The organism is Janibacter cremeus, assembly GCF_013409205.1.
Lineage (GTDB): Bacteria > Actinomycetota > Actinomycetes > Actinomycetales > Dermatophilaceae > Janibacter > Janibacter cremeus.
This window is the reverse complement of record NZ_JACCAE010000001.1, coordinates 2,126,963-2,149,955: the sequence shown is the minus strand read 5'-3', so window position 1 is coordinate 2,149,955 and position 22,993 is coordinate 2,126,963. Positions and strand designations below refer to the sequence as shown.

Below are 22,993 nucleotides of genomic sequence, written 5' to 3'. Positions count from 1 at the left end.
CCCCTGAAACGGCTGGGTCAGCGCACCCCGCTCATCAGCTTCTTGATCGACGGCGTCGCGCCGGCGAGCGCCAGGCCGAGCACGATGGCGGTGACTCCGCTGAACGTGAAGTACCCGACCTCGTCGTTCGGGTCGTAGTACCCCGCGAGCACACCGGCCAAGGTCGTGCCCAGCGAGACCGAGAGGAAGAACAGCGCCACCATCTGCGCCCGGAAGGCTGCCGGGGCGAGTTTCGTCGCGACGGACAACCCGACGGGTGAGAGGGACAGCTCGGCCCAGGTGAAGAAGAGCAGCACGATGACGATGCCGTAGAGCGGGGCGCTGTTCGGCGTGTCCGTCGAGAAGGGGATGAAGAGCAGGAAGGCGATGCCCATCAGCACCAGACCGATCGCGAACTTCAGTGGTGAGCTCGGCTGGCGCGGGCCGAGCTTCGTCCACATCGCCGCGAAGACGGCCGCGAAGACGATGATGAAGACCGGGTTGATCGACTGCACGAAGCTCGGGGGCATCGTCCAGCCGAAGATCGTGCGGTCCAGTCGCTGCTCGGAGTAGATCGCGACGACGGTGAACTGCTGCTGGAAGAGTGCCCAGAACGCGGCCGAGGCGATGAAGAGCGGGATGAAGGCCGCGACCCGGCGACGCTCGACGGCGTTGACGCGCGAGTTGGTCAGGAGCAGGACGAAGTAGCCGATGGCGGCGATGATGGCGGCCCCCGCGACGACGGTGGCGAGGTTGGACGCGTTGACCAGGCCCGTGACCAGGAGCACCACGATGACGACGAGCGCAGCCGCGCCGATCCCGAGCCACTTGCCGCGCTCGCTGCTCGGCAGGGGGTTTGGGACGTCGTGCGACTCTGCGGGCAGGTTCTTGCGGGTCAGGCTGTACTGGACGAGGCCGATGGCCATACCGACGGCGGCGGCGGCGAAGCCGAAGTGGAAGCCCCAGGACGTCTGCAGCCACCCGGTGATCAGCGGACCGAGGAGGCCACCGATGTTGATTCCCATGTAGAAGATCGAGAAGCCGGCGTCCCTCCTCTCGTCCCCCTCGGCGTAGAGCGTGCCGACGAGCGCGGTCGCCGTGGCCTTCAGCCCACCGGAGCCGACGGCGACGAGGACCAGGCCCACGGCGAGGCCGACGGCACCGGGCAGCACGGCCAGCGAGATGTGGCCGCACATGATCATGATCGCGGAGTAGAAGAGCACCCGCTCCGAGCCGAGGACCCGGTCGGCCAGCCAGGCGCCGAGGATCGTCGACAGGTAGACGGCACCGCCGTAGGCGCCCACGAGCCCGGTCGCCACTGCCTGGTCGATCCCCAGTCCTCCGTCGGCCACGGAGAAGTACATGTAGTAGAGCAGGATCCCCTGCATGCCGTAGAAGGAGAAGCGCTCCCACAGCTCCACACTGAACAGGTTGGCCAACATCCGAGGCTGGCCGAGGAAGGATCGGTCTTCTTCTCGCGTGTCCACATCGGGGGAAGAGCTCATGCCGCAATGGTCACATGATTCTTCCGGCCGGTCGCGCGGACCCCGATCGCAGGTCGGTCCGCGCAGTCGTGACGTGTCCTAGGGTTCGATCATGGCACTCGACTGGGCGATGGTGGCTGCGATCGTCAGCTGGGTCATCGTCGCGACCAACCTCGCTCTGCGCTTGATCGCCCTGGGTGTCATCCCCGGCAATCGGAAACCGTCCACCGGGGCCGCATGGCTGTTGCTCATCCTGATCGTGCCCATCCTCGGCTTCGTCATCTTCCTGCTCTTCGGGCGCACGGACCTGGGCAAGGACCGCCACGAACGCCAGCTGCGGGCGAAGGCCCGGATCCGGGAACGCACGGGAACGCTCTCGCACGCACAGCCGCCACCCGGCAGTCCCGAGCTCGTGACCTCGGTCGTCTCCCTCAACGACCGGCTCGGCTCACTGCCCCTGGTCGCGGACAACGGCGTCCAGGTCATCGACGACTACGACGAGGTGATCCGCCTGATGACCGACGCGGTCACCCGCGCGCGTTCCTACGTCTACGTCGAGTTCTACATCACGGCCTGGGACGACCTGACGGGGCCGCTCTTCACGGCCATGGCGGATGCGGCCGAGCGCGGGGTGGACGTCAAGCTCCTCTTCGACCACATCGGCTCACGCGGCATCCCGGGATACCAGCAGATGCTCGCCGACCTGGCTGACACCTCGATCCAGTGGCACCCGATGCTCCCGATCATGCCGCTGCGGGGACGCTTCCGCCGGCCGGACCTGCGCAATCACCGCAAGATCCTGGTGGTGGACGGGGTCGTCGGGTTCATGGGCTCGCTCAACCTCACGGAACGCGGGTACAACAAGCCCCAGAACCACAAGCTCGGCCGGCAGTGGGTCGAGTGCATGGTCCGGGTGCACGGACACGTCGTGGCGGAGCTCGAGTCCGTCTTCGCCATGGACTGGTACACCGAGACCGACCAGATCCTCGCGGTGGAGACCCGTGAGGCGGTCTCCGCCAGCGGCCCCGACGTCGTCGACGGCGTCGCGTGCCAGCTCGTGCCCAGTGGCCCCGGCTTCGTCGCGGAGAACAACCTGCGGCTGTTCACCACCCTGATCTACTCCGCCACTCAGCGCGTCTCGATCACCAGCCCCTACTTCGTGCCGGACGAGTCGCTGCTGTACGCCGTCACCACCGCGGCCCAGCGGGGTATCGCCGTGGAGCTGTTCGTCAGCGAGCTGTCGGACCAGTTCATGGTCGGACACGCCCAGGCGTCGTACTACCGCGCGCTGCTGGAAGCGGGGGTGCGGATCCACCTGTACCCGGCGCCCTACATCCTGCACTCGAAGCACTTCTCGATCGACGACTCCGTCGCGGTCATCGGGTCGAGCAACATGGACATGCGCTCCTTCGCCCTCAACTACGAGGTCTCACTCATGATGCTCGGGCCGCAGATCGTGCAGCGGATGCGTCAGGTCGAGGACCACTACCGTGCCGTCTCCCGCGAGTTGCTCCTGGATGAGTGGCTCAGCCGCAAGCCGAGGCTGCGCTACGTCGACAACGTGATGCGCCTGACCGCGGCACTGCAGTGACGCGGAGGGACCATCAGCCTTTCCGTCCGGCTCTGGACCGGACCCCCCGCATCGCCCTGCGCACGGCCTCGTCGAATCCGACGAGGCCCTCGCTCGGCAGCCCCACGTACTGATCTAGATCCCACTCCCGACGCACAACCTCGTGGACCAGGCTGCCGACCAGCGGCTTGGCGACGTCTGCCTCCACGGGCGTGATCAGCCCCACCCAGTGGCTCGCCAACCATGGCGTGAGCACCGGGATGGGCAGGATGAGGCGGCGGCGCAGACCGTTGACCGCGGCGAACCTCTGGATCATCTCCTCGTAGGTCAGCACGTCCGGTCCCCCGATGTCGAAGGTGCGATTGACCTGCGCGGGCAGGCCCGCCGCGCCGACCAGGTAGTGCAGCGCGTCGTCGACGGCGATCGGCTGGATCCGGTTGCGCAGCCAGTGCGGAGCGACCATCGCCGGCAACCGCTCGGTCAGGTAACGCAGCATGTCGAAGGAGACGGATCCGTCACCGAGGATGACCGCTGCCTGGAGCACCGCAGCGGGCACCGACCCGTCGAGGAACACCTGACCGACCTCGACCCGGGAGGCGAGGTGCACCGACAGATCGGCGCCCTCGGGGTGCAGCCCGCCGAGGTAGACGATCCGCCCGACACCCTGGTCCGCTGCGGCCGAGGCAAAGCCCTCGGCCAGCTCGCGATCCCGCCGGGCCAGATCCCCGCCGCCGTCCATGGAGTGGACGAGGTAGTAGGCGACATCGACCCCGGACAACGCCGTCCGCAGGTCCTCGCCAGAGGTGACGTCACCTTCGACGACATCGATCTCGTCGGCCCACGGTCTGGAGCCCACACGCTCGGCCGAACGACTCAGGGCGCGCACGCTCCAGCCGGCCTCCAGCAGCTTCGGCACGAGCAGACCGCCGATGTAGCCGGTGGCGCCGGTGACGAGCACCGTGCCCCGCTCGGAGGAGGTGGAGGAGGTTGGGTCCATGGGATTCACCTGACGAGGTCGAGGACGAGTGGGAGCAGCAAGAGCATGGCAGTGGACCAGATGACGTGCGTGATGATCGGGGCGAGCACGCCGCCGGTGACCCGGCGCTGGGCGCCGGTGAGAACCCCCAGCACCAGAGCGGCGAAGGCGAGCATGAGGTTGCCCGTGGCCAAAGTGGCCAGCGCATAGACGACGGTCGTCACGGTGATCGGGTGGCGACGCCCGACCGCGGCGAAGAGCGCCCCCCTGAAGAACAGTTCCTCCCCGATGCCGTTGATCACGGTGATGGCCCAGACGAGGGCAAGCGAGCCGTAGCGGGCGTGGTCGAGCACGTTGTTGATCGGGCCGGCGAGCCAGTCGACCTGACCGACGACGACCGCTCCGGCAGTGAAGACCGCGACCGCGAGTGCCGCCAGTGCGAGCGGTTGGACGACAGGCCGGGCGAATCCCTCGCCCCGGGTGTGCGCCCAGCCCACGTGCAGCTGACCGGCGGCCAGTCCACCGGCGATCCAGACCGCAGCGAGAGCGAGCCCCCCGAGATAGAACAGGTCGTCGCCCGGAGGGATGCGCAGCGTCCCGCCCAGGACGAGTGACCCCACGAGAAGTGTCACCGCTGTCACGACGCGGCGACGGCGGAATGCGGCGTCGGGCTCGCTGTGGTCGCGCGGCACTGGCTCCACGAGCGCCGCCGCGGCGAAGTTGCGCAGCTCCCTGACCGGCTGGATCACACTCCACCCTCCCGAGTCGACTCGTACCGGTCGAGCGTCTCACGGCGCTCCTGCGCGTGGTCGACGATGCGCTCGGGATACCCGTGGTCATAGCCGTCGGGGTGATCCCAGGGCGTGTGCGCGGCCTTGCCGCCCAGGTGCGCGAGCTCGGGCACCCAGCGGCGCACGTACGCCCCATCGGGGTCGAATCTCTGCCCTTGGGTGACCGGGTTGAACACCCTGAAGTACGGCGACGCATCGGTCCCCGTGCCTGCGACCCATTGCCAGCCGTGGGAGTTCGAGGCGAGGTCACCGTCGAGCAGGTGGTCGAGGAAGTGGCGGGCACCGACCGGCCACCAGACGTGCAGGTCCTTGGTGAGGAAGCTCGCGACGACCATCCGCGCCCGGTTGTGCATGAAGCCTTCGGCAGCAAGTTGACGCATCCCGGCATCGACGAAGGGAAAGCCTGTGCGTCCTTGACGCCACGCCTCGACGAGTCGATCGGTCTCTGGGCCCTCGTCGTAGGGCAGGGCGGCGAGAGCGTCGCGCAGGTCCTGCCACGCGGAGTCTGGTCGGTGCCACAGGACGTCGGCATAGAACTCCCGCCACGCGAGCTCGGTGACGAAGCGGTGCGCCGCGTCGGAGCCCGCCGCCGGGTGCGCCGCGATGTCCGCGAGCATCGTGCGGGGGTGGATCTCACCGTGGGCCAGGTGGATCGACATCCGGCTGGTGGCATCGAGGTCGGGCCGGTCGCGACCGGCGTCGTACTCGGACAAGTGGTCCTCGAGGAAGGTCCGCCAGCGGACCAGTGCCGCGCGCTCCCCGGCGGGACCGTCGACGGCGTCCTGCGCTCCTGCCTGCAGCACCGCGGCCAGGGCGTCCTCGCCGATGCGCGCCACCGCGGCCGAGTCGGGCCGGCGCCAGATGTCCTCGCTCGGGTGATCTGCAGGCTGCGGCCAGCCGTGCTCGCGCCATGCTCGGGCGAAGGGGGTGAACACCTTGTACGGAGTGCCCTCACCGGTGTGCACCAGACCGGGACCGATGGCATGGGGGGTGCCGGCCGTGACCAGTTCGGCCCCGTCCGTCTGCAGCTGGTCGGCGACGTGCTCGTCCCGCTCTCGCCCACCGGGGGTGGTGTCGCGGGAGATGTGCACCCGCTGCGCCCCCAGCGCGGCGGCGGCCTGCGGGACGACCTCCCGGGGGTCCCCGGAGCGCACGAGCAGGGCGCCCCCGGTCGCCTCGTGCAACGCCGCGACCGAACGGAGCATCCGACGGGCCGGACCACGCGTGTCCGTCAGCTGACCGGGCTCCAGCACGACGAGGGGGACGACGCTCCCTTCGCCGGCCGCCGCGAGCAGCGCCGGATGATCACTCAGCCGCAGGTCCTGCCGGAACCACAGCAGGCCGAGCGTCACGACGATCGGGCCATGCGGGCGGTCAGGGCGCTCCACGCGCGCACCGGCAGGAGCCGGGCGACCTTCATCGTCACGGCCATCCGGCGCGGGAAGACGATCTCGGGCCTGTCCGCCGCCAACCCGTCGGCGATGTCCGTGGCCGCCTCGTCGGCGTTGATGATGAAGGGCATCGGGAAGGAGTTGGTCGCGGTCATGTCCGTGCGCACGAAGCCCGGGCACACGGTGGTGACCGCCACCCCCCTCGTCGACAGCGAGGCGCGCATCGACTCGAGCAGGTTGATCTGGGCGGCCTTGGTCGCACCGTAGGCCTCCGCACCGGACAGACCCCGGTAGCCGGCGACCGAGGCGATGCCCACGAAGTGCCCCCGACGTGCCGTCACCATCTGCGGCACGGTCGCGTCGATGACGTTGTTCAGTCCCAGCAGGTTGATCTCGATGTGCCTCGCGAACTCGTCGGCCTGCCAGTCGGTGGCCGCGAAGGTCTGCCAGTAGCCGGCGCACCAGATGACCGTGTCGATCTGCCCGAGCGCGCTGCGCACGTCCTGCGCAGCTGCGCGGGTTGCCGCGCGGTCGATGACGTCGAGCGGCACCGTGGCGAACCGCCCGCGGGAGACCTCGGCGAGACGCTCGGGTCGTCGCGCGCTGATGGCGACCTGCGCTCCGCGGTGGTGGAGCTCCTCGGCCAGAGCAGCACCAATGCCACTGGAGGCACCCACGAGCCAAACACGCTGACCGACGACGCTGCTCACAAGCTCTCCTGTCGTTCCAGGCGGATCTGGGCAACGTCGATGTAGTCGGCGGCGAACCCGGCCTCGCAGTAGGCGAGGTAGAACTCCCACTTGCGCCGGAAGGTCTCGTCGAAGCCGGCGGCCGCGATCGTGGGCCACTCCTGCAGGAAGGTCCGCCGCCATCGGCGCAGCGTCTCGGCGTAGTCGCGACCGAAACGGTGGATGGCACTCACCCGCAGTGACGTGTGCTCGGCAGTGGCTTCCTGGATGGCCTCCTGCGAAGGGATGAGCCCTCCGGGGAAGATGTGCTTCTGGATCCACCCGTAGGAGTTGCGCGTGGCCTGGTAGCGGTCGTGGGACATCAGGATCGACTGGATCGCCGCGACCCCACCGGGGGCGAGCAGCTCCTCGATGGCTCGGAAGTACGTCGGCCAGTACTCCTCACCGACGGCCTCGATCATCTCGACGCTGACGATCGCGTCGAACCGACCGGTGACCTCGCGGTAGTCCTGCAGCCGGACCTCGATCCGCTCTGCCAGACCGGGCTCGTCGACGTCGGCGGCCGCGATGCGCTCGCGGGCCAGGGCGGCCTGCTCGTGGGAGAGGGTGATCGAGGTGACGGTGGCCCCGCGACGAGCTGCGGCGATCGCCAAGGATCCCCAGCCGGTGCCGATCTCCAGCACCTGTGTCCCAGCGGCGACATCGGCCGTGTCGAGCACGGCCTCGATCTTCGACTGCTGCGCCTCCTCGAGGCTCTGCTCGGCCAGCGGGCGGGTGCGGTCGAAGAGCGCGGAGCTGTAGCTGAGGGTGTCGTCGAGGAAGCCCTCGAAGAGGTCGTTGCTCAGGTCGTAGTGGGCCTCGATGTTCTTGCGCGATCCAAAGATCGTGTTGCGAGTGGCCCGTGGGATCCGACGGTTGACGACAGCACGCATGCGGGCGAGCCCTGGTGGCACGAGGCTGGTCAGGCGCTGCGCGAAGGGCAGGAGCGCGTCGGCGAGGTCGGTGCCGGGAGCCGCGTCCCAGTCGCCGGCCATGTAGCCCTCCCCGAAGCCGATCTTCGGGTGGTGGGCCATCCGCTCGAACAGCGCCGTCGGGTGCAGGATGCGCAGGGTGGGGGCATCGGCGTCCCGGCTTCCACCGAGGGTCGTCCCGTCGGGCATGGTCACCCGCACCGGCGCGCGCTCGAGCACCTTGAACAGGATCGGACGCGCGATGTGGGCGCGCAGGCACCACGGGCGAAGGGCTGGGCGACGCAGGCAGATCGGTTCGTCGACGTGGGGGGCGAGTGCGGTCATCGGACGTTCTCCTGCGAGTGGGGGCGGCGGGGTTGGATCGGGAGTCGACGTGCCCACAGCCAGATGCCGTGGACGCGGATCGCGGCGCTGACGCGCCAGGTCATGAGCAGGTGGCGGGCTGCGGTGCGCGCCACGGTGGCATTGGTGGCCGGGCGCGGGACGCCGGTCGTGGTCGCGGTGAGAACACGCTGCCCTTCGCGCTCGAGACCGACGGTGACGGTGACCCGCTTCGGGACGAGCCGCAGGCTGATCGAGTACTCGCCGCTGGTGTCGTTGAAGGGCGAGACGTAGAAGGCCTTGTCCGTGCGCGCCCGGCCGGCCGCATCGACGTCGAGCAGGTAGGCGTGTCGCTCGCCGTAGGTGTTGTGCACCTCGAAGATGCAGGCCCGCAGGCTCCCGTCGGGCGCGAGGCACCAGAAGACGGTGAGCGGGTCGAAGACGTGGCCGAGCACGCGGGCGTTGGCGAGCATGACGACCCGGTCCTCGGGCGCAAGGGTCACGCCCCGGTGGGCCAGGAAGCGCTCGACGTCACCCCGAATCCCACCGCCCAGACGGCCCTCGTCGAGGTGGTCACGTGCCTCGATCCGCGTCACGGCGCGCAGCGGCCACCCGTGCCGCGGCAGGTCATCGACGTCGACGAGCCACTGGTACTGCCGGTTGGTGAAGGCGTGCTTCAGCGGCGTACGGCGCGTGTGGCTCACCTTGCCGACGACCAGGGCCGGCAGGGTGGGCAGCTCGATGGTCTGCGCGCTCGGGACGGCCTCGGAGGTCACTGCGTCGTGGCTCACGCCCATCACCATTTCACCCCGAAGTGCTCCGCGGCCTGGACGCCGGAGCGGCAGCCGTCCTCGTGGAAGCCCCACCCGAGGTGCGCTCCGGCGAAGGCGAGCCGGTCACCACCGGCACTGCGCAGTCGGGTGGCTGCCGCGACCGCCTCCCGGGTGAAGACCGGGTGGGCGTAGTCCATCCGGGCGACCACGTCCCCTTCGTCGATGGGGGTCGGTGAGTTGAGGGTGACGATGAACTGGTCGCCCTCCTCGTCGAAGCCGTGGAGGCGATTCATCCAGTAGCTGACCCGCGGCTCGGTAGCACCGCCGCAGGTGGCGCTGCGGTAGTTCCACGACGCGCGTGCCCGTCGGGCGGTCGGCAAATGGTTGGTGTCGCGGTGCAGGACCGTCGTGTTGCGCGTGTAACGGATCGCCGCGAGGTCCTCCTTCTCCTGCGCAGTCGCGTCGGCGAGGAGTGCCAACGCCTGGTCGGCGTGCGTGGCCAGGACGACCCGGTCGAAGGGGGTGGTCCCGGCGGCAGTGCGCACGTCGACGCCGTCGGAGTGCCGGGTCACGGACGTGACGGTCGCGCTGGTCCGCACGTCCCCCAGCCGCGCGGCGAGCGCGTCGACGTAGGTGGCCGATCCGCCGGTGACGGTGCGCCAGGTCGGTGACCCGGTGACGCTGAGCATGCCGTGGTGCTCGAGGAAGGCGAAGAGGTGCCGGGCCGGGTAGTCCAGGGAGTCCTCGTCCCCGGACGACCACACGCAGGAGACGAGCGGGAGCGCGAAGTGGGCGACGAAGTAGTCGGAGAAGCCGCCCCGCTGCAGGAACTCGCCCCACGTCTGGTCATCCGGGGTATCCCCTTCCACCGGGTCGGCGAGGACCGCCCTGGCGGCCCGGTGGAAGCGCGGGATCTCGACGAGCATTCGCAGGAACCTCGGGTCGAGCAGCCGCCGCGGCTGGGCGAGGACGGCGCCGGCACCGCGCCCCCCGGCCCAGGACAGGCCGCACCCGTCGCAGGTGATGGACATGCTCATCTCGGTGGGCTGGGTCGGGACGTCGAGCTCGCGGAAGAGGCGCAGCAGGTGGGGGTAGGTCCGCTCGTTGTGGACGATGAATCCACTGTCGACACGCACATCCGCCCCGGCGCTGGTGGGCACGGTGTGGGTGTGCGCGTGGCCGCCCAGACGGGAGTCCGACTCGTAGAGCGTGACGTCGTGGGTGCGCGAGAGGACGTACGCCGCGGTGAGCCCGGAGACCCCGGCGCCGACGACGGCGACCGTCGGCCGCACATCGCTCGACCGGGATGGGGTGTCGTGGTGATCGGTCACGTCGGGCGCTCCTGCGGTGGGTACCTGCTGGGGACGGAAGGGGGAACACCAGTAGTTCGGTGCCGTCCCGCCAAAGGATTGTTTAATCTTTGTCTAAACGATAGAGTCGGCAGCACATTTCTGTCAAACGTTTGTCTAAGGTTGGACCAGCATGCGGATCACCCGAAAGGTCACGGTCGACGGAACGTCCCCGGCGGCCGTGTACGCCTACCTCAAGGACTTCACCACCAGCGAGCAGTGGGACCCCGGCACCATCGAGACGACCTTGGTCGAGGGCGACGGCGGAGTGGGCAGCAGATACCACAACCGCTCGGTCTTCCGCGGCCGGGAGACCGAGCTGACCTACGTGACCGTCGACCTCCAGCAGGACCGTCTGGTCGTCATGCATGGCGAGAACAAGACGGTCATCGCGCAGGACACCATGTCCATCAGCCCCGGCGCCGAGGGGCTGGGCACCGTGCTCGTCTACGAGGCGGACTTCACGTTCAAGGGCATCGCCAAGATCGCCACCCCCTTCCTGCGTGGCCAGCTGACGAAACTCGGCGATGAGGCCAAGGCCGCTCTCGACCGGGAGCTGTCACGGCTCTGAGGAGCCGAGGACGACCAGGATGTACACAATCAAGCGCGCAGCCGAGCTGACCGGAGTGCCGGCAGCCACGCTGCGCGCCTGGGAGCGTCGCTACGACGTCGTGGAGCCCCGGCGCACCGACGCCGGATACCGGATCTACGACGAGGAGTCGCTCGAGCGCATCCGCGACATGACCGCCCTGCTCGAGGATGGCTGGAGCGCGAGCAACGCCGCGGCGGAGGTGGAGCGACGACGCCTGGCCGACCACACGCCGACGCGGCAGCCTCCCCCTTCGCCTGCCGCCCCACCCCTCCCCGGCGTGGACCCTTCACCCGCGACGACCGCCGAGCGTGCCGCCGCGACGAGCCGCCTGATCGAGGCGGCCGCCCGGCTGGACCCGGCAGGGGTCGCTCGGGTCCTGGACGAACAGCTCTCCCGCGCCTCCTACGAGCTCGTCGTCGATGACTGGCTCATGCCGGCACTCGAGGAGGTGGGGCTGGCGTGGGCCGACGGACGGATCTCGATCGCCGGTGAGCACCTCGTCGCGCACGCGGTACTGCGTCGTCTGGCAGCAGCCTACGACGCTGCGGGGAACCGGCCCCCGGGCCCGGCGGTCATCGTCGGGCTGCCCGCCGGGGTTCACCACGAGCTGGGCATCTTCGCCTTCGCCGTGGCCCTACGTCGCCTCGGCGTCAACACCGTCCACCTCGGGCCGGACCTCCCGTCACCGGCGTGGAGTGCGGCGCTCGACGCCCACTCCGCGAGGTACGCGGTGCTCAGTGTGCCCGGACCGGAGGACATCCCGGCCGCCCGGGAGCTCGTCGAGATGCTCCGTGCGTCACACGGCGGCGTGTCCGTCTTCGTCGGTGGCGGCCGGCAGGACGACCTCGACGGCCCCGGCGTCACCCGGCTGGGCCACGCCATCGCGCCTGCCGCAGCGGAGGTCGCGGCCATCCTGGTCTGACGTCCGCGGGAGCCCGGCGAGGTCCGTCAGAGCCTCGCTCAGCGCTCGAGGATCCTCGCGGTGCTCTTTGCCGGGGTCAGGTCCAGCCGACGCAGCACCTGCGCGTTCAGGGCCACCACGACCGTGGACGCCGACATGAGGATGGCACCCACGCTCATCGGCAGCACGAAACCGATCGGCGCGAGGACACCCGCGGCCAGTGGTACGGAGATGAGGTTGTAGCCGCCGGCCCACCACAGGTTCTGCTTCATCTTCCGGTAGGAGGCGTGGGAGAGCTCGATGACCGAGAGCACCGAGCGGGGGTCGGAGCCCGCGAGAACCACACCCGCGGACGCGATGGCCACGTCGGTGCCGGCTCCGATGGCGATGCCGACATCGGCCTGCGCCAGAGCCGGCGCGTCGTTGACGCCGTCGCCGACCATGGCGACCCTCCTGCCTTCGTCCTGCAGCTCGGCGACCTTGGCCGCCTTGTCCTGCGGGCGCACGCCGGCGAAGACGCGGTCGATGCCCAGGTCTGCGGCGACGGTCTCGGCCACGGCCCGGGCGTCGCCGGTGATCATCACCACCTGCGTTCCCGCCGCGTGCAGGGCGTCGACGGCGTCCCGGGACTCGGAGCGGATCTCGTCGGCCAGGCGGAGGGCGCCGATCACCTCCCCGTCGGCGACGACATGGAGGATGATCGCGCCCTCGTCACGCCAGTTCGCCGCGATGGGGGCTTCGTCGAGGCCGTGCTTCTCGAGCAGGTACGGGCCGCCGACCTCGGTCACCGTGCCGTCCACGCTCGCCCGGACACCGACCGCCGGCGACGAGGAGAAATCGGCGGCGGCGGGCACGTCGAGACCACGCTCACGTGCGGCACCGACGATGGCGCGGGCCAGCGGGTGCTCGCTGTCGGCCTCGGCGGCCGCAGCCAGCGCGAGGACCTCATCGCGGTCGCGATCCGTGACCGGCGCGACGCCGGTCACGGTGGGCTCGCCCTTGGTCAGGGTGCCCGTCTTGTCGAAGAGGACGGTGTCGATGCTGCGCATCGACTCCAGGGCCAAGCGGTCCTTGACGAGCACTCCGCCCCGGGCGGCCCGCTCGGTGGCGATGGAGACCACGAGTGGGATGGCCAGTCCGAGCGCGTGGGGGCAGGCGATCACCAGGACCGTGATCGTGCGGACCACGGCACTGTCCGGCGTGCCCACCATCACCCAGACGAGCGCCGTGATGACTGCCGCGCCGAGGGCGAACCAGAAGAGCCAGGCGGCAGCGGTGTCAGCAATGCGCTGCGCGCGCGAAGAGGATCCCTGTGCGTCGGAGACCAGCTTCTGGATACCGGCCAGAGCGGTGTCGTCGCCGATGGCGGTGACCTGCACGCGCAGCCCGGAGTCGGTGGCCACGGTCCCGGCGACCACGTTCTCCCCCGTCGTCCGCCGGACCGTCGTGGACTCGCCGGTGACCATGGACTCGTCCATGCTGGCCGAGCCGTCCACGATCTCGCCGTCCGCGGGCACGGACGCACCGGGCCTGACGATGACGACGTCGCCGACCACGAGGTCCGCCGGGTCGAGCGTGACCACGTCCTCGCCCTCGACCTTCTCGGCCTCGTCGGGCAGGAGCGCGGCCAACGAGTCCAACGCGGAGGTGGTCTGGGCCAGCGAGCGCATCTCGATCCAGTGGCCGAGCAGCATGATGACCACCAGCAGAGCCAGTTCCCACCAGAAGTTCAGCCCGTGGTCGAGCACCTGCAGACTCGCACCCCACGATGCGATGAAGGCGACGGTGATGCCCAGGGCGATGAGCAGCATCATCCCCGGCTGGCGGCTGCGGATCTCCGAGACCCCGCCGGTGAGGAAGGGGGACCCTCCCCACACGTACATGACGGTCCCCAGGAACGGGGAGACCCACAGCGCCCACTCGCCTTGCGGCAGCGGGTAGCCGAGGAGGTCGGCGAACATGTCGTTGAAGCCGACGACCGGCACCGCCAGCGCGAGCATGATCCAGAAGAGGCGGCGGAACTGGGCCACGTGGTCACCGTGCCCTGCGTGTCCACCGTGACCACCATGGCCCGAATGGCCCTCTTGCTGGTCCGTGCGGAGCGCCTCGTGGTGGTCGTGGAGCGTGGTCATGACCACCACTTTATACCCTATGGGGGTATCTAGCGAGGCCTCCGTCCACCTCGCGCTGCTTGGGCGTGCGCCTGCGGATGCGTCGCCAGCCACGACTCGAAGGCCTCGGCACTGGTGTGGGTCGGCGCGTAGCCGAAGTCCTCGCGAAGGCGGGTGTTGTCGAGCACGGGCCGGTGCTTCAGGAAGCGGGTCTGCTCCGGCCCGTATCGACTCACGCCCAATGTCGTCCCCACCGCGAGCACGGCCCTCAGCAGCAGGTCGGGCAGCCAGAGGACGTTCTTGCCCAGGCGCTCGGCGATCTGCGTGATCGGTAGGGCGCCGTCGCCGGCGACGTTGAAGGTGCCGGTGACGTCTCCGGTCACCGCCCGCTGCACGATCGCGACGACGTCGGTGTCCCAGATGAAGACGAAGGGGGATCTCGCGCCGCGGATGCCGAGCAGCCGCTTCTTGAGGAACAGGGCCGTGATCTGGTTGTCGACCCGCTCGCCGAGGATCGTGCCGATGCGCAGCACCACCTGCTCCAGCTCGGGGTGCTCCCGGCGCGCAGCGGCCAGCAACTGCTCGACCTGGGCCTTGTGGTCGGAGTAGGCGAATTCGAGGCTGCCGCGCACCGGCTGGTCCTCGGTGATCCAGTCCGGGTTGTCCGGGTGGTATCCGTACGCGGCACCGGAGGAGGAGACGACGAGGCGCCGGACCCCCGCGGCCACGCATCCGGCGATGACGTTGCGGGTGCCCTCGACGTCCACACGCCGTTCGACCTCCCGGCCGGAGTCCTTGCCCGGGGTGACGATGGCGGCCAGGTGGACCACCGCCTCGGGGCGGTGCTCCGTGAGCAGGGCCCGCACGCCGTCCGCGTCGGTGACGTCGAGCGTCACCGAGGTGACGCCGGGGGTCGTCACCGGATGCAGGTCGGCGCTGATGACCGTGTGGCCGGCGTCGGCCAGACCGGCCCCGACCGACGTGCCGAGGAAGCCGCTCCCCCCGGTGATGAGGACCTTCATGCGGCCACCTCGAGGACATGGTCCTTTGTACGCAGTCGCCAGACCGAGGCCACGGTCAAGCCGGCAATGATGTCCCAGATGCCCCACCAGGCCGCGACCAGGGCCATTCCGCCGAGGCCGTCGAAGTAGGTGAAGACCAGCAGCAGGCCCAGGCCCGCGTTGCGGATGCCAACCTCGAAGGTCATGGCCTTGGTGCTGGACAAGGGCAGTCGGGTCGCCTTGGCGATGCCGTACCCCAGAAGCAGCGCGAGGGCGTCGTGGAGGAAGACCGCTACCAGGACGACACCGATGTAGGCGGTGAAGATGTCCCAGTTGTTCATCACGCCGACGACGATCACGGCGGCAAGCGCGAGGAAGGACACCGGTCCGATGATGCGGTGGCCGACCCGGGCCACTCGCGGCCACACCTTGGCGATGGTGATCCCCACGACGAAGGGGAGGCCGATCACGAAGGCGATCTCGGCGAGCATGTCGAGGGCGGACAGCTCAATCGTCTCGAGCACGGCCTTCCCGGTGGGGTGCAGGCCGCCCCAGAACGCCACGTTGAGCGGCATCAGGACGATGGCGAGTACGTTACCGACGGCGGTCATCGAGACCGAGAGTGCGACGTCCCCACCGGCGCGGTGGGTGAGGATGTTGGAGACGTTCCCGGGTGGGCAGCAGGCGACGAGGATCATGCCGAGCGCGACGGACCCTCGTACGTCCAGGGCCAGGGTCAGCAGGAAGGTCAGGGCCGGGAGGAAGAGGAACTGGGCCACCACACCGATCGCGATGACCACGGGTCGCTTGAGCGCGGCGGTGAAGTCCTCCACCCGGGTGTCGAGGGCGATCCCGAAGAGGATGGCCCCGATGACGATCTTCAGGACCGTCAGCGACCCCTCGTCGAAAGCGATCCTGATCGAGTCGACGTCGCCTCCCATCGGCAGCACCCCGATCATCACGACGCGGCCAGCTCGCGGATGGCGGCACCGATGGCGCCACGGTAGGCGTCCTTGTTGACGTAGTAGGCCATCCGGTCGAGGCCGAGGTAGTCGTACCCCCCGGAGAGGTCAGGGTTGGGTCCGGCGATGCTCTCGGCGAATGCGCGGGCCCGGTCGGGGGCATCGGTGCGAGCACGGATGAGTCGCGCGACCAGCTCGGCCTGCTCGTAGCGGCCCTGCCAGCCGATCCCGGAGGCCTCGACCATGCCGACGACGAAGAGGTCGGGGTCCCGTCGGCTGAAGATGTTGAGGTACAGGTCCGGGGCGGGGCCGTTCCAATCGAGCAACTCGCGGTCGACGAAGGGGTAATGCAGCACGTACCCGGTGGCCAGCAGCACCATGTCGTACGGCTCGCGGCGTCCGTCCCGGAATCGCACGTGGCCCCCGTCGAAGGCTTCGATGTCGGCCATCACCCGCAGGTCGCCGTGGCCGAGGTGGTGCAGCACCAGGGTGTTGACGATGGGGTGCGACTCGTAGAGCTTGTGGTCCGGCTCGGGGAAACCCAGTCGAACCGGGTCGCCGGTGAAGATCCTGAGCAATCGGGAGTCGATCACCTGCTTGATCCTGGCGGGCAGGGGCTTGCCCTGGTTGAGGGTGTCGGATGGCCGTCCGAACATGTACTTGGGCACGAAGTGGTAGCCGCGACGCACGCTCATGTCGATGGACTTTGCGTGGTGCACGGCGTCGACGGCGATGTCGCAGCCGGAGTTTCCAGCGCCGACGACCAGCACTCGTTTGCCGGCGAACACGGTCGCAGACGTGTATTCGCTCGAGTGGATGAGCTCGCCGTCGAAGTGCCCGGAGAAGGATGGGATGTTGGGCTCGCTGAGCGTGCCGTTGGCGACGATCACGCCCGCATGCCGATGGGTCACACCATTGGCGACGACCTCCCACTCTCCGTACCCGACCGGTCGGGCGGAGGTGACTTCGGAGCCGAAGATGTAGCCCTCGCGCAGGTTGAAATGGCTGGCGAAGTCATCGAAGTAGCGCTTGAGGTCCCGGTGCGAGGGGTAATCGGCCACCGAGGGGTCCATCGGGAACTCGGTGAACTCGGTTGTGGTCCGCGAGGAGATCAGGTGTGCGGACTCGTACACGGTCGAGCGAGGCGCGTCGATGTCCCAGAGGCCACCGACGTCGTCAGCCAACTCGTAGCCCTGCCACGGGATGTCGAAGCGTTGCAGGTTCCGGGCGGCCGCGAGGCCGGAGGGGCCGGCTCCGATCACGGCGTAGGAGAGCGCAGTCACCCGGCCAGTATGGACAGCCCACACCTTGTCTGTCTGTACGACGACCTGACTCGACCAGTCCCACGTCGACTCTCCGACCATGCGTGAGTTGGGGCCCCGATAGTGAAAGGCGCCAATCCCGTCCGTGGCAGATCTGCGGTGCGCTCTGGATGGGCGCACCGCAGACCGCGAACAACTCGCTCGGTACTACCGGACCGACCCCGAGGACCGGCGCCTGCGGATGACGACAACGGCGCCTGCAGCCAGGACCGAGGTCAGCAAGCCCAGAAGGCCTGCGGTGTTGTTGATTCCTCCCTGGATTAGGCCATCACCCGTCGCGACCGCGCGAGGCACAGCAGGAGCCTCACCATCGACGTCAACGGGCTGCCCTGGCTCACTCGGATCCGCCGGGATCGTCGGGTCGGTCGGGTCCGTCGGGTCCGTGGGGTCCGTGGGGTCGGTCGGATCCGCCGGGATCGTCGGGTCGGTCTGGTCCGTGGGGTCCGTCGGGTCCGTCGGGTCCGTGGGGTCCGTGGGGTCCGTGGGGTCCGTGGGGTCCGTCGGGTCCGTGGGGTCCGTCGGGTCCGTCGGGTCCGTGGGATCGGTCGGGTCCGTGGGATCGGTCGGGTCCGTCGGGTCCGTGGGATCAGTCGGGTCCGTGGGATCGGTCGGGTCCGTCGGGTCCGTGGGATCAGTCGGGTCCGTGGGATCGGTCGGGTCCGTCGGGTCCGTCGGGTCCGTGGGATCGGTTGGGTCCGTGGGGTCCGTGGGATCGGTCGGGTCCGTGGGGTCCGTGGGGTCCGTCGGGTCCGTGGGATCGGTTGGGTCCGTCGGGTCCGTGGGATCGGTCGGGTCCGTCGGGTCCGTGGGATCAACTGCGACCCCGGTACCGCTCAACGCGACCGAGTAATCCACACCGTTGAGCCTGAAACTGGACAACCCAGTCGCCACACCAAGACCAGTCGGAACAAACCGGAAAGAGAAGTCACACGACTCACCAGGAGCCAACGTCACCTGCGCGCACGACTGCCCCCCAACAAAAGGCGCACCAACCCCACCCCCAGCCGCGTCCACATCCACATCCACACCACTGATATTGGTAAACGTCACCGGCAAGGGATCAGAACTGTCACCCACCGGCACCTCACCAAAGTCCAACGCATCAGCACTCGCCTCCAACGCCGACACCCCGGTACCGCTCAACGCGACCGAGTAATCCACACCGTTGAGCCTGAAACTGGACAACCCAGTCGCCACACCAAGACCAGTCGGAACAAACCGGAAAGAGAAGTCACACGACTCACCAGGAGCCAACGTCACCTGCGCGCACGACTGCCCCCCAACAAAAGGCGCACCAACCCCACCCCCAGCCGCGTCCACATCCACATCCACACCACTGATATTGGTAAACGTCACCGGCAAGGGATCAGAACTGTCACCCACCGGCACCTCACCAAAGTCCAACGCATCAGCACTCGCCTCCAACGCCGACACCCCGGTACCGCTCAACGCGACCGAGTAATCCACACCGTTGAGCCTGAAACTGGACAACCCAGTCGCCACACCAAGACCAGTCGGAACAAACCGGAAAGAGAAGTCACACGACTCACCAGGAGCCAACGTCACCTGCGCGCACGACTGCCCCCCAACAAAAGGCGCACCAACCCCACCCCCAGCCGCGTCCACATCCACATCCACACCACTGATATTGGTAAACGTCACCGGCAAGGGATCAGAACTGTCACCCACCGGCACCTCACCAAAGTCCAACGCATCAGCACTCGCCTCCAACGCCGACACCCCGGTACCGCTCAACGCGACCGAGTAATCCACACCGTTGAGCCTGAAACTGGACAACCCAGTCGCCACACCAAGACCAGTCGGAACAAACCGGAAAGAGAAGTCACACGACTCACCAGGAGCCAACGTCACCTGCGCGCACGACTGCCCCCCAACAAAAGGCGCACCAACCCCACCCCCAGCCGCGTCCACATCCACATCCACACCACTGATATTGGTGAACGTCACCGGCAAGGGATCGGAACTGTCACCCACCGGCACCTCACCAAAGTCCAACGCATCAGCACTCGCCTCCAACGCCGGGGCCTCATCGGCCATGGCGGGCACCGAGCTGCCCACAGCACCCGCACTCAGCAGCACGAAGGCCGCTCCCAGAGCGACGATCCGGGAGCGCGCGCCCCTCACGACCCCGCCTCGACCCCAGCGCGCTGAACCTGGCACGTCACGTACAGCCATGAACACAAATTCCCCTCAGAAGCGGTAACACCACTGATCGGCTCACCCAAAGATCGGGTGAGCCGTCACACAATTGAGTGGACCATAGCAGCAGGACCAAACCCGTCGGCCGCATGCCTGGAAGCAGAGGGGGCTCGGAGTAAACCCCGATGACGTGCGGCCTGCACTGGCAATTTGGCAGCGTCGCCTGACCTCGGGCCGGCAAGCATCATCGCTCTAGTTTTACTCATCGATTCCGCCCGCGTACTCACTCATATACGGCGTCGAAGTCCGGAAAGGAAAGCACTGAAAGGCTCGATGAGTACGCCCATTTCCATTCAGTCTCACGAATCGAGCAAGAATTTGCTGCGTTCAGACAAGCCTCAGAAGAGGGGCACTGCTCAAAGATGACGTTGCCCTGCGATCCAGCGAAGACCAGTCGGAGGAAGACCAGACGCAGGGCCGGCCCCCAGCCACGAACTGCTGCACGGTTCGACTCCTGGCGTGACGTCGCCGACCGCAATCACCCGCTCCGGAGGCCTTCGCCGCACCACGAACTGGCACCACGGACTGCTGCTGCAGAAGGGCACGCCACCCTGTCGAAGGAGGGTCCTGGAGCGCCCGCCGCGTCTCCGGGCGGCGACCGATCGCATGGCGATGATCTTCGACCTCTCGGGGATGCTTCTCCAGGCCAACTACAACTTCGAAGGCCCGGGATGCGCGGGCCGCAAGCCGCGCCTGCGGTGCGTCGACAACGCTAGGCGGATGACTGCCGCGAGGCAGTAGCCTCCACAACCGTTCAGGTGATGCGACGGGCGCGAGCTACCCCGGATAACCTAGGCCCGCCAGTAGTTGTTCGCTGCCGCCACGGTGGCGAACTCGATGGCCACGACGTGTCCGGCCGCGGTCAACGAGTCAGGGTTGTTGGCGTACATGGGCCGCAGCCCTGCGCGCACGTCGGGGTCCGTCTGAATCGCGCCGATCGTCTTGCGCGCCAACATGATCGCGAGTTGGCGTCCTTCCTCCGGAGTGGCGGTGATCAGCGTGTTGTCCGGCACCAGTGCCATGGGTGGTCCCTTCACCGAGCGCCGCCCGATGCGGCGGTGTCTCCTCACTGTAAGGCTCCTCGCGGCGACATGGGCTGCGAGCAGCTCGACCTGACCACCGCTGCGGGAACGTCGACAACAACCTGTGCTGGCTCAGGACAGACGTCGACAACAACCCTCGTGAACCTACAAAAAGAGTCCTGAGCCGCGACACCCTGTCAACGATGTCGCGACTCAGGACAAGAGAGCCGGTGACGGGAATCGAACCCGCGTGTCCAGCTTGGGAAGCTGGCGCTCTACCATTGAGCTACACCGGCGCGCGTCCGCGAACGTGCAGCCGACATCGTAACCCACGCGCCTACGACTCCCTGCGACCGGCCCACTGCGGCCCCCGCAATGGCGAAACCCGGACTGGACCAACCCCTTCGGGGATCTGGCCGCAGGAACCCTCTGCACCGCGGGAAGGTGCCCGCACGGCTTGTGGGTCACGTCACCACCCCTCTTGCTTGCTACCGCAAGCAACTACAGGTGAAGATGGGAACGACCGTCGGTAAGCGGCCGCTTACCGACGCCTCCGATGCCGGCCACCCCCGGCACTCGAGCGATATGAACCAGGAGCCGCAGCCATGGGCCACTACAAGAGCAATCTCCGTGACGTGGAATTCAACCTCTTCGAGGTCTTCGGTCGCGGCGAGGTCCTGGGGCAGGGACCGTACGAGGCCGTCGACGCCGACACCGCCCGCGAGATGCTCAAGGAATACTCACGCCTCGCGGAGAACGAGCTCGCAGAGTCTTTCGCAGATGCCGACCGCAACCCGCCGGTCTTCGACCCGACGACCTCGTCGGTGACGATGCCTGACTCCTTCAAGCAGTCCTACAAGGCCTTCCAGCAGGCCGGCTTCTGGTCCCTCGACCTGCCCGCCGAGCTCGACGGCACCGTCGCCCCGCCGTCCTTCCGCTGGTCGATGAACGAGCTCGTGCTTGGCGCCAACCCCGCGATCGGGCTCTACGGAGCGAGCTACTCCTTCGCCAACCTGGTCTATCTGCTCGGCAACGACGACCAGAAGAAGCTTGCCCACTGGATGGTCCAGAAGGGCTGGCACTGCACGATGGTCCTCACCGAGCCCGACGCGGGCTCGGACGTCGGCGCCGGCCGCACCAAGGCCATCGACAACGGCGACGGCACGTGGAACATCGAAGGCGTCAAGCGCTTCATCACGTCGGCGGAGTCCGACATGACCGACAACGTCGTCCACATGGTGCTCGCCCGCCCCGAGGGCGCCGGGCCCGGCACCAAGGGCCTGAGCCTCTATATCGTCTCCAAGTACGACGTGGACCTCGAGACCGGCGAGCTCGGTGAGCGCAACGGCGCCTACGTCACCAACGTCGAGCACAAGATGGGCCTGAAGGCCTCCACGACCTGCGAGCTGACCTTCGGTGAGAAGCACGCCGCTGTCGGCACCCTCTTCGGCGACGTCCACGACGGCATCGCCCAGATGTTCCGCGTCATCGAGAACGCCCGCATGATGGTCGGCACGAAGGCCATCGCCACCCTGTCGACCGGCTACCTCAACGCTCTCGAGTACGCCAAGGAGCGCGTCCAGGGCGCCGACCTGACCACGCCCGCCAAGGACGCCCCGCGCGTCACCATCACCCACCACCCGGACGTGCGCCGCAGCCTGATGCTGCAGAAGGCCTACGCCGAGGGCCTGCGCGCGCTAGTGGTCTACACGGCGACCCAGCAGGACACCGTCGACATCCAGCAGCGCGAGACAGGCTCCGAGGACATCGCCGATGAGTCGCCCGCCGCGATGGCCAACCGGGTCAACGACCTGCTGCTGCCGATCGTCAAGGGTCTGGGCTCCGAGCGCGCCTGGACGCTGCTCGGCACCGAGTCCCTGCAGACCTTCGGGGGCTCCGGCTTCCTGCAGGAGTACCCGATCGAGCAGTACGTCCGCGACGCGAAGATCGACACCCTCTACGAGGGCACCACCGCGATCCAGGGCCAGGACTTCTTCTTCCGCAAGATCGTGCGGGACAACGGCCAGGCGCTGGGCCACCTCGCGATGCAGATCCAGCAGTTCGCCCAGGACGTCGAGGCGCAGGACGGCGCCCTCACGGCCGAGCGCGGGCTGCTGGCCAAGGGCCTCGAGGACGTCCAGGGCATCCTCGGGGCGATGTTCCAGGCGCTGCAGGCCGCGGACCCCAAGGCCGAGGGCTCGGACATCACCAACATCTACAAGGTCGGGCAGAACACCTCCCGCCTGCTGCTGGCCGCGGGTGACCTCGTCGTCGGCTGGCTGCTCCTGCGCCAGGCCGCCATCGCGACCGATGCCCTGCAGGGTGAGGTCTCCGAGAAGGACAAGGACTTCTACACCGGCAAGATCGCCGCGGCAAGCTTCTTCGCCAAGAACGTCCTTCCCCGCCTGGCCTCCGAGAAGGCCATCGCCGAGGCGACCGACAACACCCTCATGGACGTTCCCGAGTCGGCGTTCTGATCGAGTCGTCCACATGACGAAGGCGTCGCACTGAGGTGTGACGGAGGAGGCTCGAAGGGGGCTTCCCGCCGACGGTGGGAAGCCCCCTTCG

General features: G+C 68.3%; 18 protein-coding genes and 1 tRNA gene. 4 read left to right on the top strand and 15 right to left on the bottom strand.

The features are described 5' to 3' along the window. Positions 1–17: 17 nt before the first annotated feature. Complete coding sequence (locus BJY20_RS10200; protein WP_185991429.1) at positions 18–1,484, bottom strand: peptide MFS transporter; 1,467 nt, start codon at positions 1,482–1,484, stop codon at positions 18–20. Between the two features lie 91 nt (positions 1,485–1,575). On the opposite strand from BJY20_RS10200, the gene cls reads away from it, so the two are divergent. Further along, positions 1,576–3,054, top strand: a complete 1,479-nt coding sequence (gene cls / locus BJY20_RS10195; protein ID WP_185991428.1) for a cardiolipin synthase — start codon at positions 1,576–1,578, stop codon at positions 3,052–3,054. Positions 3,055–3,067: 13 nt separating this feature from the next. Here the strand turns inward: cls and BJY20_RS10190 are convergent, their stop codons facing one another. From BJY20_RS10190 to BJY20_RS10160, 7 genes are read right to left on the bottom strand one after another with little or no spacing between them, the layout of a single operon-like run. Next, positions 3,068–4,030, bottom strand: coding sequence for an NAD(P)H-binding protein (locus tag BJY20_RS10190; protein ID WP_185991427.1), 963 nt, complete (start codon positions 4,028–4,030; stop codon positions 3,068–3,070). Positions 4,031–4,035: 5 nt separating this feature from the next. Continuing rightward, entirely contained in the window at positions 4,036–4,758 is a 723-nt protein-coding gene (locus BJY20_RS10185) for a CPBP family glutamic-type intramembrane protease (RefSeq protein ID WP_185991426.1), read from the bottom strand. Continuing rightward, positions 4,755–6,188 carry a cryptochrome/photolyase family protein gene (locus tag BJY20_RS10180; RefSeq protein WP_343062849.1) on the bottom strand — a complete coding sequence of 478 codons (1,434 nt, stop codon included), beginning with the start codon at positions 6,186–6,188 and terminating at the stop codon, positions 4,755–4,757. The genes BJY20_RS10185 and BJY20_RS10180 overlap by 4 nt, the downstream gene beginning before the upstream one ends. After that, positions 6,149–6,901, bottom strand: coding sequence for an SDR family NAD(P)-dependent oxidoreductase (locus BJY20_RS10175; RefSeq protein ID WP_343062848.1), 753 nt, complete (start codon positions 6,899–6,901; stop codon positions 6,149–6,151). The genes BJY20_RS10180 and BJY20_RS10175 overlap by 40 nt, the downstream gene beginning before the upstream one ends. Next, positions 6,898–8,175 (bottom strand): SAM-dependent methyltransferase, encoded by a 1,278-nt coding sequence (locus tag BJY20_RS16065; RefSeq protein ID WP_246297142.1) that lies wholly within the window; start codon positions 8,173–8,175, stop codon positions 6,898–6,900. The genes BJY20_RS10175 and BJY20_RS16065 overlap by 4 nt, the downstream gene beginning before the upstream one ends. Further along, positions 8,172–8,969 (bottom strand): DUF1365 domain-containing protein, encoded by a 798-nt coding sequence (locus BJY20_RS10165; protein ID WP_185991424.1) that lies wholly within the window; start codon positions 8,967–8,969, stop codon positions 8,172–8,174. Before BJY20_RS10165 ends, BJY20_RS16065 begins: the two co-directional genes overlap by 4 nt. Continuing rightward, entirely contained in the window at positions 8,969–10,276 is a 1,308-nt protein-coding gene (locus BJY20_RS10160) for an NAD(P)/FAD-dependent oxidoreductase (RefSeq protein WP_343062847.1), read from the bottom strand. The genes BJY20_RS10165 and BJY20_RS10160 overlap by 1 nt, the downstream gene beginning before the upstream one ends. Before the next feature lie 151 nt (positions 10,277–10,427). Here BJY20_RS10160 and BJY20_RS10155 point away from each other — a divergent pair, with 151 nt between their 5' ends. Both BJY20_RS10155 and BJY20_RS10150 read left to right on the top strand, forming a co-directional pair. Then, positions 10,428–10,865 carry an SRPBCC family protein gene (locus BJY20_RS10155; RefSeq protein ID WP_185991423.1) on the top strand — a complete coding sequence of 146 codons (438 nt, stop codon included), beginning with the start codon at positions 10,428–10,430 and terminating at the stop codon, positions 10,863–10,865. Positions 10,866–10,884: 19 nt separating this feature from the next. Further along, the gene (locus BJY20_RS10150) at positions 10,885–11,808 is read left to right on the top strand and encodes a MerR family transcriptional regulator (RefSeq protein ID WP_185991422.1); all 924 of its coding nucleotides are present in this window, start codon (positions 10,885–10,887) and stop codon (positions 11,806–11,808) included. 38 nt (positions 11,809–11,846) lie between these two features. Here BJY20_RS10150 and BJY20_RS10145 read toward each other — a convergent pair whose 3' ends face one another. From BJY20_RS10145 to BJY20_RS10115, 7 genes are all read right to left on the bottom strand, one after another. Then, a complete protein-coding gene (locus BJY20_RS10145; RefSeq protein WP_185991421.1) occupies positions 11,847–13,919 on the bottom strand; it encodes a heavy metal translocating P-type ATPase in 2,073 nt (690 codons plus the stop codon). Between the two features lie 29 nt (positions 13,920–13,948). Next, positions 13,949–14,920 (bottom strand): SDR family oxidoreductase, encoded by a 972-nt coding sequence (locus tag BJY20_RS10140; RefSeq protein WP_185991420.1) that lies wholly within the window; start codon positions 14,918–14,920, stop codon positions 13,949–13,951. Then, positions 14,917–15,840 (bottom strand): bile acid:sodium symporter family protein, encoded by a 924-nt coding sequence (locus BJY20_RS10135; RefSeq protein ID WP_221935303.1) that lies wholly within the window; start codon positions 15,838–15,840, stop codon positions 14,917–14,919. Before BJY20_RS10135 ends, BJY20_RS10140 begins: the two co-directional genes overlap by 4 nt. Before the next feature lie 17 nt (positions 15,841–15,857). Next, positions 15,858–17,144 (bottom strand): flavin-containing monooxygenase, encoded by a 1,287-nt coding sequence (locus tag BJY20_RS10130; RefSeq protein WP_343062846.1) that lies wholly within the window; start codon positions 17,142–17,144, stop codon positions 15,858–15,860. 186 nt (positions 17,145–17,330) lie between these two features. Beyond that, on the bottom strand, positions 17,331–19,241 hold the full coding sequence (locus BJY20_RS10125; protein ID WP_185991417.1) for a choice-of-anchor D domain-containing protein: 1,911 nt from the start codon (positions 19,239–19,241) through the stop codon (positions 17,331–17,333). Positions 19,242–20,194: 953 nt separating this feature from the next. Then, the gene (locus BJY20_RS10120; protein ID WP_185991416.1) at positions 20,195–20,425 is read right to left on the bottom strand and encodes a hexameric tyrosine-coordinated heme protein; all 231 of its coding nucleotides are present in this window, start codon (positions 20,423–20,425) and stop codon (positions 20,195–20,197) included. Between the two features lie 225 nt (positions 20,426–20,650). Beyond that, a tRNA-Gly gene (locus tag BJY20_RS10115) sits at positions 20,651–20,721 on the bottom strand. 309 nt (positions 20,722–21,030) lie between these two features. Between BJY20_RS10115 and BJY20_RS10110 the strand changes: the two genes are divergently transcribed. Then, positions 21,031–22,902, top strand: a complete 1,872-nt coding sequence (locus BJY20_RS10110) for an acyl-CoA dehydrogenase (protein ID WP_185991415.1) — start codon at positions 21,031–21,033, stop codon at positions 22,900–22,902. Positions 22,903–22,993: the final 91 nt, after the last annotated feature.